Raw genomic sequence first — 12075 nt, 5'->3', positions numbered from 1 at the left:
AATAAATGAAAGACAAGAAGAGTTTTATTAAATAAAAACTATTCTTGTCTTTTTTTGTATAAATTTGACGTATAAAACTTAAGTTTAAAGTGAATTAATTTATCTTTACAGGCAAGAATACAAGACAGGAGGTGTTGAAATGGACCAAAATAAAAAAAATAAAGTAAAGGACTTTTTCAGAAAGGAGGGCTTTTACTTAGTATTATTTGTTTGTCTATGTATTGTTGCAACAGTAGCTGCATTTACAATTAGAAAAAATTCTGTTGCTAAAGAAGAAAATAAGGTAAATAACGAATTATCTTTAAATGAGGTAGAGGATAAGACTTCTTCAGAGACTGATTCTAACTTTAATAAGCAAAATGCTGAAAGAGTAGAAAATAATGATGAGTTAGCTAATAATAGTGAGGAAATTTTATCTGAGCCTGAAGTTGCGGATTCACAAGAACAAGTAGCAGATAATACTCAAGGGGAAGTTGCTGAAAATCAAGTTACAGAATCTACACAAGAAGAAACAACTGATGTTTCTGCAGGAAATGATACTCAAATAGTTTTATCATTACCTATAGATGGAAATGTGGCTATTTCAAGAGGATTTGGTAAGATGATTAGAACTTATTCTGATGAAACAAGAAGTGAAGATACATCAAGAAGAGGTATTGATATTAATGCTGCAGTAGGAACTGCTGTTAAAGCAGCTGCAGAGGGAAAAGTTGAAGAAGTATCAAGTAATACTACAGATGGTACTTACATTATCATTACACATACAAATGGATTAAAGACAAAATACACTAACTTAAGTGAAGAAGTTAAAGTAGCAGTAGGAGATGTTGTTAGTGCTGGAACTGAAATAGGAACAGTTGGTAATACTTCAGGTATATTTACATCAAAAGTTTGCGGAGATGTATTAAATGTTCAAGTACAAGATGCAAATGGAAATGATGTTGATCCTAGTGCATACTTTAATTTAAAGTAATTGTTTTAAGTATCAACCATTTTATGGTTGATACTTAAAAAATATTTAGTTTTATTTATGTAAATTTTATGATTTTTTTTATAAAGTAAATAACAAATAGAGGTTAAGGAGGTAGAATCTTGAAAGATTATATTGAAGAAAGAGTTTTAGAAGTTGCACAATATATAATTGATTCTAAGGCTACAATAAGAAAAACAGCAAAAGTATTTGGTGTAAGTAAGAGTACTATTCATAAGGATATGACTGAAAGATTGCCTAAAATTAATCCAGCAATAGCAGAACAAACACATTTAATATTAGAACTAAATAAGTCTGAAAGACATATAAGAGGTGGAAAAGCTACAAAAATGAAATATAAGGCAAATGAGTTATAATAGATATAAAATGATTGAATGATAAATTCATTACATATATAATAAAGTAGGGATAAATTTGTAGAAAAAACAATTATTTTGAAATTATTATATATTTAGGAGTGAATTAAATGTGGTTTTGGAGAAGTGGTAGTGATCTAGGAATAGATTTAGGTACAGCTACTGTACTTGTATATGTAAAAGGAAAAGGGGTTTTGTTAAAAGAACCTTCAGTTGTAGCAATTAATAAAAATAATAATAAGGTTTTAGCTGTTGGAGAAGAGGCAAGGAAAATGATAGGAAGAACACCAGGAAATATAGTGGCTGTTCGTCCATTAAGAGATGGTGTTATTTCAGATTATGATGTAACAGAGAAAATGCTTAAGGCATTTATAAAAAAGGCTTGTGGAAAGGGACGTGTTATAGCACCAAAAGTAATGGTTTGTATACCTTCGCAAGCAACGGAAGTTGAAAAAAGGGCAGTTGTAGATGCTACAATGAATTCGGGAGCAAAAAAGGTACATCTTATAGAGGAACCACTAGCAGCTGCAATCGGTGCAGGATTAGATATAACTAAACCAGATGGACATATGATAGTTGATATCGGTGGAGGAACAACTGATATTGCTGTAATTTCATTAGGTGGGGTAGTTATAAGGGAATCAATTAAAATAGCTGGTGATAAATTTGATGAGGCAATTACAAGATATGTTAGAAATAAATATAAGATTTTAATCGGAGAGAAAACATCTGAAGATTTAAAGGTATCAATTGGATCAGTATTTGAAGGATCTAGAAATTTAACAACAACAATGAAGGGAAGAAATTTAATCACAGGTTTACCTGATGAAATAGTTATTTCTACAGAAGAATTAAGAGGAGCATTAATGGAGCCAGTATCATTAATAGTTGAGACTGTAAAATCGGTATTAGAAAAAACTCCACCAGAATTATCTGCGGATATAATAGAAAAAGGAATATTAATGACTGGTGGTGGTGCATTAATTGATGGTTTAGATAAGCTTATTGAGGCTAATACAGGCATAGAAGTTAGAGTAGCAGAAAATTCAGTGGAAGCTGTTGCAATAGGAACTGGTGAAGTTTTAAATTATGTCAGCAAATTGGACAACGATTTTTCAAGTAGAGAGATACAATTAATAAATTAGTTATTATGAAATTTTTTGATAATAAGCAAAGCTAGAAGTTATTAACTTCTAGCTTTGCTTATTAATTATAGTATTTAAATAATATGCATGGATTAATCCATGTGAAATAACTTTTGCCATTTCAAATACTAAATGAAGTCGTATACTCCTAGATGTAAAGAATTCAGCTGTATCGCTTGAATCAATTATTCCTATTATTGAGGCTGTACCAACATCAGGGAGGGATTTTCCTACACCTTTTCCAGGATGGATTGGATAATCACGAGTATGAATTTCACCTATTGATGTTGTATCACCTAAACATGCATCAATGCCTATTATAGATGAATTAGGATGTAATTTATTTATTTCAAGCAATTTTTTATCAAGATTTAGAGCATGAATAGGATCCTTTAATGTGCCGTATACAGGTAAGGGAAAATTATGTTCTTCAAGAAAGGTTCCAACTAATGGACCTAAACAATCACCAACGCATTTATCAGTGCCTATACATACTATTATAGTATTAGAATTAATATACTTTCTCATGAATTCAGCAATTTCATAATATGCTAAATTAGATTTATAGTTAAATTTTCGTTTTATCAAATAATTCACCCCTATCGTTATAATAGATGAAAGAATATCATATATAAAATATATGATTAGAAATTTGATAATATAAGTGTGTTAATTAAATAATGAAAAATTTACCTTTAAATATTAAAGTGTTGTTTCACTTATAATATATTTTTGTTGAGAAATATATGTTACTGAAATTGATAAAAACATTTAAAATATTTTTAATAATACATATAATAAAAAAAAGTTAACAATGTATTAAAATAAAGAAAAAGAAAGTAAATGAAAGAAAAATCAATATAATTAGCTTAAAAGGGATAAAATTAAGGTTGATTTATTTAGGCATTAATTATATACTAGTCCTTGTCAGTTCGGAAGTAACAAAACGAACGGCACAAAGTTATTAAATTGTTCATGGGGGAGTTCCCGAGTGGCCAAAGGGGGCAGACTGTAAATCTGTTGCGTTTCGCTTCGATGGTTCGAATCCGTCCTCCCCCACCATTAATAATTTAAAAAATAATAAAATTAAATTGGAATATGCTTCATTGGCTCAATGGCAGAGCAGCTGACTTGTAATCAGCAGGTTGTTGGTTCGACTCCGACATGAAGCTCCAAATGGGGGAGTTCCCGAGTGGCCAAAGGGGGCAGACTGTAAATCTGTTGCGTTTCGCTTCGATGGTTCGAATCCGTCCTCCCCCACCATTTAAATTTAATTTTATTGAAAAGATATGGAAGCATAGCTCAGCTGGGAGAGCATCTGCCTTACAAGCAGAGGGTCACAGGTTCGATCCCTGTTGTTTCCACCAAATAAGCTTCATTGGCTCAATGGCAGAGCAGCTGACTTGTAATCAGCAGGTTGTTGGTTCGACTCCGACATGAAGCTCCAAATATGGGGGAGTTCCCGAGTGGCCAAAGGGGGCAGACTGTAAATCTGTTGCGTTTCGCTTCGATGGTTCGAATCCGTCCTCCCCCACCAAAGCATGGTTAATACCATGCTTTTATTTTTTGTAAAAGTTTTATTTAAAATAATGTATATAATTACTATTGACATAGTATAAATATATTGTTAAAATGTGTTAGAAATAAAATTTGATATTAGTTCTTATCCAGAGAGGTGGAGGGATAAAGGCCCTGTGAAACCCTGCAACCTGTTAACTAGTTACTAGTTAGAAGTTATAAGTTAGAAGTTAGAGAAATTCGTAAAGTTTCCTGAAAAACTACTAACTAAAAACTCCAAACTACAAACTGAATTAGCGTGGTGCAAATTCCTGCATAATAAAGATTATTTTTGCAAGATAAGAAAGACCTTAGATAATTACAGTCTCTTCTTTCTTGAAGAGGCTTTTTTTATTGCTTAGAATTAATATCAAAAAGTTGAAAGGAGCTAAGCAAAATGAGAAGATTATTTACTTCAGAATCAGTAACAGAAGGGCATCCAGATAAAATATGTGACCAAATATCAGATGCAGTTTTAGACAATATACTAGAAAAGGATCCTATGGCAAGAGTTGCCTGCGAAACAGCAGTAACAACTGGGATGGTGTTAGTAATGGGGGAAATATCAACATCTTGTTATGTAGATATTCCTAAAATAGTTAGAAATACAGTAAGGGAAATTGGATATGATAGAGCAAAGTATGGTTTTGATTGCGATACATGTTCAGTATTAACATCTATTGATGAACAATCAAGCGATATAGCTATGGGGGTTGATGAAGCTTTAGAATCTAGAGCTGGTGAAAAGGATGATGTTGAGGCTGTTGGAGCTGGGGATCAAGGTATGATGTTTGGTTTTGCTACTAATGAAACACCAGAATATATGCCTTCACCAATTGCTATGGCGCATAGATTATCTAGAAGATTAACAGAAGTAAGAAAGAATGGAACATTACCTTACTTAAGACCAGATGGAAAGACTCAAGTAACAGTAGAATATGATGATAACAGAGTTGTTAGAATTGATGCTATAGTAATTTCTACTCAACATGATGATCATGTTAGCCAAGAGCAAATAAGAGAAGATTTAATGGAACATGTAATAAAAGCTGTTATTCCAGCTGAATTATTAGATGATTCAACTAAATATTATATAAATCCAACAGGAAGATTTGTTGTTGGAGGGCCACAAGGTGATAGTGGATTAACTGGTAGAAAGATTATAGTTGATACTTATGGAGGATATGGAAGACACGGTGGTGGTGCATTCTCAGGAAAAGATCCAACAAAGGTAGATAGATCAGCAGCATATGCAGCAAGATGGGTTGCTAAGAACTTAGTTGCAGCAGGAGTTGCAGATAAATTAGAAATACAATTAGCATATGCAATAGGTGTTGCAAAGCCAGTTTCTATTGAAGTAGAGACTTTTGGAACAGGTAAAATATCAGATCAAGAGATAACAGATATTGTTGAAAAGGTATTTGATTTAAGACCAGGAGCTATAATAAATAATCTTGAATTAAGAAGACCTTTATATAGACAAACAGCTGCTTATGGTCATTTTGGAAGAAACGATTTAAGCCTTCCATGGGAAGAGTTAAATAAAGTAGAAGAGATTAAGAAATATTTATAATATGGAAAGCGAGATACAAAATTGTATCTCGCTTTTTAAATAAAGAGCAAACCAAAGCTTATATGCTGTGATGCCGAAAATTAATAATATAACTTCAAATTGAAAACTTCACTGATCTCTGGAAAAGCAATATTGTGTTTTTCGTTATCACTGTAGTTCGATTTATTTGAAATTAAAAGTTATTATAAACAACCTTTCCACCGATAATTGTCATTTTAACATCGATGTTTTCATCAAAAATAACTAAATCAGCATCGAAATTTTCTTTGATCTGACCTTTTCTATCGTCAACCTTACAATATTTAGCCCCGTTATAAGAAGCCATTTTAACAACTTCATATAATGGATAATCTGTATTATCATATATATTTTTAACTGCTTTATTTAAAGTTAAGATTGAACCTGCTAAGGCACCATTTTCCAGTCTAGCAGCACCACTTTTAACAATTACAGGCTGTCCGCCTAAAGCATAAGTTCCATCAGGCATTCCACAAGCGCACATAGCATCTGTAACAAGTAAAGTTTTATCTGTTCCTTTTTGTTTATAAGCAACTCTTAGTGATGGGTATGATATATGTATACCATCAGAGATAGTTTCAGTAGTTATATCTGAGTCGAATGTTGCTCCAACTACGCCAGGTTCCCTGTGAGTAAATCCAGTCATAGCATTAAATAAATGTGTTGAGTGACAGAAACCACATTTTATACCTTCAATAGCTTCTTCGTAAGTTGCTTTAGTATGGCCCATAGAACAACGAATACCTTTAGCAGTTAATTCTGTAGCTAATTCTTTTGCACCAGAAACTTCAGGAGCCATAGTAATAGAAACAACAGCATCAATGGCATCACCAGTCATTGATTTAAAATTTTCAAATGAAGGTGCTATTAAATAATTTGGATTTTGAGCGCCTATCGCACTTGGACTAATGAAAGGACCTTCTAAGTGAGCACCTAAAACTATAGCTCCATCAGTTCCTTCAAGTTTTGCTTTTTTTATGACTGTCATAGATTTTAATATAGCATCAGCAGACATAGTCATTGTTGTTGGTGTAAATGAAGTTGTCCCATATTTGCAAATAGTTTTAGCTATTTCATTAATTGCTTCAAAAGTTCCATCCATTGTATCATGTCCACCAGCACCGTGTATATGAACATCAACAAAACCAGGAGAAACATATAAACCTTTACAATCAATACATTCTAAGTCCGTAGTTTCTAATGGGTTAATTTCCTTTATAACACCGTTTTCAATTAATAGTGAGCCTTTTTCAATTCTATCTAAAAAGACTATATTACAATTTTGTAATAACATTTAAATACCTCCAGTTTAATGTTTAACTAATTAATAATAAGTTAATAGTATTAATAAGTAAAATATAAATCTATTTTTTAAAATAATCAATGAAAATTTTACTTATGATATAATTATATAATATTAATGAGTAAAATAAAATGTTTGGAGCGATAATATGGAAATATTAGAAGGCTTAGTAGAGGCAATAATATTTAAAAGTGATGATAGTGGATATATAGTAGCGAAAGTTACAGCTAATAAAGAGGTAATAACTATTGTTGGAATAATGCCTTTAATTAAAGAAGGTCAACAAATAGAGATAAAAGGAAATTGGATAAATCATAAACAATTTGGAAGGCAATTTAGTGTAGAAGAGTATAAAGAGTTGTTGCCAACTTCTTCTAAAGAAATAGAGAAATATCTTAGTACAGGAATAATACATGGTATAGGACCTGTTACTGCTAAAAAAATAGTAAAGGCATTTGGTGTAGAAACATTAGATATATTAGATAATAATATTGAAAGATTAAAAGAGGTTGAGGGAATAGGAGAAAAGAAATTTAATATAATATATGAATCATATCTTGAAAGTAAAGAGTTGAAAGATATTATAATGTTTTTTCAAAAACATGGAGTTACAATAAATCAATGCTTGAAAATTTATAAAAAATTTGGTCCGAATTCTATAGATATAGTTTCAAAAAATCCATATGTATTGAATGATGAAATATCGGGAATTGGATTTTTAACATCAGATAGGATAGCAAAAAGTTTAGGGATTGAGCCACAATCTGATTTTAGGGTTCAAAGTGGAATAAGATATGTTTTAAATAATTTTTCTGGTCTTGGAAATACATATATGCCTAAAGAAAAACTTATTACAGAGTGTCAAAAAGTTCTTGTAGTTGATAAAGAGCTAATAGAGGTTAATATATATAATAGTGTTTTAGAAGGAAAGATAAAGGTTGAAAAAATTAATGATATTGAAGCTGTATATTCACTTCCATATTATTTTTGTGAATTAGGAGTTACAAATAAAATTATTACATTAAGTATAGAGAATTTTCAAACTATAAATTCAGATATTTCTTTTGAAATATCTAGTTTTGAAAGCAAAAATAATATTAAATTTGCAGAGTCTCAAAAGGATGCGATAATTGGTGCTTTTGAAAATGGAATAGAAATAATAACTGGAGGTCCAGGTACTGGAAAAACAACCATAATTAAATGTATAATAGAAATATATGAAAATAATGGAATGAAGGTGCTTTTAGCAGCACCTACTGGAAGAGCTGCTAAAAGAATGACAGAGTCAACAGGGAGAGAAGCTAAAACTATACATAGATTATTAGAGATGGGAGTTAGTGATGATGAAAACTCATTTTTTGGAAAGGGCGAAGGAGAACCTTTAGAGGGAGATGTTATTATAATTGATGAAGCATCTATGATAGATATAATGCTAATGAATAGCCTTTTAAAGGCCATTAAATTAGGAACTAGAGTTATTATAGTTGGAGATGTGGATCAATTGCCATCTGTAGGTCCTGGAAATGTTTTAAGAGATTTAATAAATAGTGATTTTATTAAAGTAGTAAGGTTAAATGAAATTTTTAGACAAGGAAAAGAGAGCATGATAATTTTAAATGCTCATAAAATTAACAATGGAGAACTGCCATACTTAAATAAAAAGGGAGGAGATTTCTTTTTTGATAATAGAGAAAATAATGAAGACATTTTAAGTACTATATTAGACCTAGTGAATAGAAGATTACCAACATTTAATTCTAAGTGGAATAAGGTTAAGGATATTCAAATATTATCACCTACAAGAAAGGGTATTTTAGGAGTAGATAATTTAAATAATGAGCTTCAAGCTATTTTAAATCCACCAGATAAGTATAAAAAAGAAAAGAAAATTAAGGATGTTATTTTTAGAGTTGGAGATAAAGTAATGCAAACTAAAAATAATTACTCTTTAAAATGGAATAGAATGGGTGGATATGGTGATAATGAAGGTGTAGGTGTATTTAATGGAGATATGGGGTTTATAGAAGCTATTGATGAAGAGAATAGAACAGTTACTGTTATATTTGATGATGAAAGAAGAATTGTATATGATAATGTATATGTTGAAGAACTAGAATTGGCATATGCTATAACGATACATAAAAGTCAAGGAAGTGAATTTAAAGTAGTAATTACTCCAGCTTTTATGGGATCATCATTTTTAATGAATAGAAATATATTATATACTGGAATAACAAGGGCAAAAGAGCTTGTTGTAGTTGTTGGAAATCAAAAAGCACTAAAATACATGGTAGATAATACAAATAGTATGGAGAGATATTCATCATTGAAAGAGAGAATTTTAGAAATTGTATCTGATGATAAAATAAGTGAAGAATAGATAAATGGAGTCGATACTATGAATTATAAGGAATTGAGTAATATTTTTAAAAAAATAAATAAGTGGTATGGAAAAAAAACAAAAGTGTTATCTGTGAAAACAAGACCATTTAATACTATAGAAATTTTTTCAAATATAATAAATAAGACTTTATTCGAGGATAAAAATATATTATATGTTTTTTGTAGTGAAGAGAGGGATTATGTAGATGAAAAGAAAATTAGTTTACGTGAATTTATTGATGAAGCTATAAGTGATAAACAAATAGAAAGTAATTTACAATGTATAGTTATAAGCGAGATAAATAACATAGATATGTTATATGATTTAGTTATATTTGATGATATTACTTTATTTTCAAAGTTAAGTAATGAGTATGTTAGAGAGGCTGTAGAGAATATATATTGGAAGAGTAACAAAGTTATAATTTATTCTAGTGAATTTATTTTTCCAATAGGAGAAAAGATTGAAATTCCATATATGTTATCAGAAGAGCCAATGATAGAACCACGATTAATGAGTACAAGAATAAGATTAGAAGAAAATATTCCATTATCATTATTTGAATATTTTAAATGGTTTAAGGAAAATAGAAGAATAGTATTGATTGTTGTACCATCTGAAGAAAAATTAAATAAAGTTTATAATCATTATTATGAAGTTTTGAGGCAGTTAGACATTAGGGTTGTTAGATATAATAAGAATCAAAGTTTTAGCTTTATAAAAGAAATAATAGATGGATATAGTGATTCATTATTTATAATTACTAATAATTGTGGTCAATATATGAATAATATTCCAAATGTAAATATAATAGTATTATTTGCTGATGATATTTACTATTCGTATAAAAAGATAGTTTATATGTGTGGATCAATTAACTGTATAAGTGAGATTCAATCAGAATTAATCCTTGTATCAAAAGAAATTTCAGAGGAGATAGATAATGCAAAAAATATTACTAGAGAATTTAATAAAATATTATGGGAAAAACAATATTTAAGATCATAGAGGAGATTAAAAATTTTAATTTAATTAATAATAGTTATAAGTTATATAGTAAAATAATACATTATATCTTAAAAATATATAATGAAATTTTAGATATAATATATCCACTAGAGGATAAGTGTATAATTTGTAAGTGTGATGGATTTATAGGAATATGCCCATGTTGTAAGGGAAGTATTAATAGATCAATATTTGAAAATGATAATTTATCATATGGTTTTTATGGTGGCATATTAAAAAGATTAATTTTAGAGTTTAAGTATGAAAGCAATTATACAGCAGGTTATTTGTTAGCAAATTTTTTGATGGAAATAATAAAAGATAATAATATACGTGCAGATGTTATTTGTTATGTTCCTATGACCAAAAAAGCTGAAAAAAAGAGAGGTTTTAATCAGTGTAAGTTAATTGCAAAAATTATAAGTAATAATATGAATATACCGATAAGTAATTGTATTAAAAAGATAAAAAACACTAAAGAACAAAAAACATTGAGTAAAGAAGAGCGAATTAAAAATATAAAGGGTGTTTTTAAGGTTAATGACAGTGATTATATAAATAATAAAAATATTATATTAATTGATGATGTAGTTACTACAGGAGCTACTATTAGTGAATGTAAAAAAATATTAAAAAAATCAGGGGCAAAAAAAATTATAGTATTGACAATTGCTAAAAGCAATATATAATAATAATGTAAAGTTAGGTCTGTGGATGAAAGTCGATGCCAGTCGCAGGCGAAACGATCCACGTAAGTTAGACAAAGATTTAATGAGCATGGTGCGGTATAGAGGTAAGTCCTGCCAGTAGAGATACTGAGAGTGTTAGTAGTGAGAGGTTAATTCCGGGTAGCAAAAGCTCCAGCAGGCGAGTGTGGGGGCAAAATCCAGGTCAGCTAACTTTATAAAAAAACATCAATTCTTATGAATTGATGTTTTTTTATTTTTAATAATGAGATAAATGAAGATAGGACGAGTTATGTAGAGTAAATAAGTTTAAATTTTCTGTAAATTCAGAAAACGGTCTTTGAGGAATAATATATAAGATGATAAAATATATATATAAAACAAATATATATTGAAATCTTAAATAGTATAATTAGAACTTAAAGAGAGGGGCTGACCTTATGAGAGTAACAGTAATAGGAAAGAACATTAACGTAACACCAGCATTAAAAGAGATAGTAGAAAGAAAGATTTCAAAATTAGACAGATATTTTTCACCAGAAGTAGCTGCAAGAGCCACATTAACTGTTCAAAAGAATAGCCAAATTTTTGAGGTAACAATACCGTTTAATGGTGTAATTTTAAGATGTGAAGAATCAACAGATGATATGTACAAGTCTATTGATTTAGTAGAAACAAAATTAGAGAGACAAATAAGAAAACAAAGAACTAAATTACAAAGAAGAAATAATGAATCTTTAAGATTTAATAGTTTTGATGAAGTTGCATTTGAAGAAGATGATGAAGGTGAAATAGTAAGAGTTAAAAAATTTAATATAAAACCAATGAGTACAGAGGAAGCTATACTACAAATGGAACTTGTTGAACATAATTTCTTTGTATTTAAAGATGCTGATACAAATAATGTTAATGTCATATACAAGAGAAAAGACGGGAATTATGGTCTTTTAGAACCAGACTATATTTAATTAATATAATTATAGGAGAGCTGTTATTGACAGCTCTCTTTATTTATATATAAATTTTTACTATTATTTAACTATATATCATAATTA

General features: G+C 29.6%; 10 protein-coding genes, 6 tRNA genes and 1 riboswitch. Of the genes, 14 read left to right on the top strand and 2 right to left on the bottom strand.

The features are described 5' to 3' along the window. Positions 1-139: 139 nt before the first annotated feature. From I4V51_RS12015 to mreB, 3 genes are all read left to right on the top strand, one after another. A complete protein-coding gene (locus tag I4V51_RS12015; RefSeq protein WP_195988675.1) occupies positions 140-973 on the top strand; it encodes a M23 family metallopeptidase in 834 nt (277 codons plus the stop codon). Between the two features lie 119 nt (positions 974-1092). Then, positions 1093-1347 carry a sporulation transcriptional regulator SpoIIID gene (gene spoIIID / locus I4V51_RS12010; RefSeq protein ID WP_195988674.1) on the top strand — a complete coding sequence of 85 codons (255 nt, stop codon included), beginning with the start codon at positions 1093-1095 and terminating at the stop codon, positions 1345-1347. A gap of 110 nt (positions 1348-1457) precedes the next feature. Beyond that, entirely contained in the window at positions 1458-2492 is a 1035-nt protein-coding gene (gene mreB / locus I4V51_RS12005) for a rod shape-determining protein MreB (RefSeq protein WP_195988673.1), read from the top strand. Between the two features lie 48 nt (positions 2493-2540). Here the strand turns inward: mreB and yyaC are convergent, their stop codons facing one another. Then, the gene (gene yyaC, locus I4V51_RS12000) at positions 2541-3080 is read right to left on the bottom strand and encodes a spore protease YyaC (RefSeq protein WP_195988672.1); all 540 of its coding nucleotides are present in this window, start codon (positions 3078-3080) and stop codon (positions 2541-2543) included. 389 nt (positions 3081-3469) lie between these two features. On the opposite strand from yyaC, the gene I4V51_RS11995 reads away from it, so the two are divergent. The 7 genes from I4V51_RS11995 to metK all read left to right on the top strand — a co-directional run bounded on the left by I4V51_RS11995 (position 3470) and on the right by metK (position 5622). Further along, a tRNA-Tyr gene (locus I4V51_RS11995) sits at positions 3470-3554 on the top strand. A gap of 38 nt (positions 3555-3592) precedes the next feature. Beyond that, positions 3593-3667, top strand: a tRNA-Thr gene (locus tag I4V51_RS11990). A gap of 3 nt (positions 3668-3670) precedes the next feature. Then, a tRNA-Tyr gene (locus I4V51_RS11985) sits at positions 3671-3755 on the top strand. Between the two features lie 28 nt (positions 3756-3783). After that, positions 3784-3859: transfer RNA gene (locus I4V51_RS11980), tRNA-Val, on the top strand. A 5-nt stretch (positions 3860-3864) separates the two neighbouring features. Next, positions 3865-3939, top strand: a tRNA-Thr gene (locus tag I4V51_RS11975). A 5-nt stretch (positions 3940-3944) separates the two neighbouring features. After that, a tRNA-Tyr gene (locus I4V51_RS11970) sits at positions 3945-4029 on the top strand. 123 nt (positions 4030-4152) lie between these two features. Further along, a riboswitch (SAM riboswitch) is annotated at positions 4153-4355 on the top strand. A gap of 91 nt (positions 4356-4446) precedes the next feature. After that, the gene (metK, locus tag I4V51_RS11965; protein WP_195988671.1) at positions 4447-5622 is read left to right on the top strand and encodes a methionine adenosyltransferase; all 1176 of its coding nucleotides are present in this window, start codon (positions 4447-4449) and stop codon (positions 5620-5622) included. A gap of 172 nt (positions 5623-5794) precedes the next feature. Here metK and nagA read toward each other — a convergent pair whose 3' ends face one another. After that, positions 5795-6934, bottom strand: coding sequence for an N-acetylglucosamine-6-phosphate deacetylase (nagA, locus tag I4V51_RS11960; protein WP_195988670.1), 1140 nt, complete (start codon positions 6932-6934; stop codon positions 5795-5797). A gap of 157 nt (positions 6935-7091) precedes the next feature. Here nagA and I4V51_RS11955 point away from each other — a divergent pair, with 157 nt between their 5' ends. From I4V51_RS11955 to raiA, 4 genes are all read left to right on the top strand, one after another. Next, the gene (locus I4V51_RS11955) at positions 7092-9323 is read left to right on the top strand and encodes an ATP-dependent RecD-like DNA helicase (RefSeq protein WP_195988669.1); all 2232 of its coding nucleotides are present in this window, start codon (positions 7092-7094) and stop codon (positions 9321-9323) included. A gap of 18 nt (positions 9324-9341) precedes the next feature. After that, complete coding sequence (locus I4V51_RS11950) at positions 9342-10334, top strand: hypothetical protein (RefSeq protein WP_195988668.1); 993 nt, start codon at positions 9342-9344, stop codon at positions 10332-10334. Continuing rightward, positions 10307-11023, top strand: a complete 717-nt coding sequence (locus I4V51_RS11945; RefSeq protein ID WP_195988667.1) for a ComF family protein — start codon at positions 10307-10309, stop codon at positions 11021-11023. The genes I4V51_RS11950 and I4V51_RS11945 overlap by 28 nt, the downstream gene beginning before the upstream one ends. 437 nt (positions 11024-11460) lie before the next feature. After that, positions 11461-11988, top strand: coding sequence for a ribosome-associated translation inhibitor RaiA (gene raiA / locus I4V51_RS11940; protein ID WP_195988666.1), 528 nt, complete (start codon positions 11461-11463; stop codon positions 11986-11988). The last annotated feature ends 87 nt before the right edge of the window (positions 11989-12075 follow it).

It is taken from the genome of Clostridium sp. D53t1_180928_C8, assembly GCF_015667795.1.
In the GTDB taxonomy this organism is placed as follows: Bacteria; Bacillota; Clostridia; order Clostridiales; family Clostridiaceae; genus Clostridium.
This window is presented reverse-complemented; position numbering and strand designations above follow the sequence as displayed.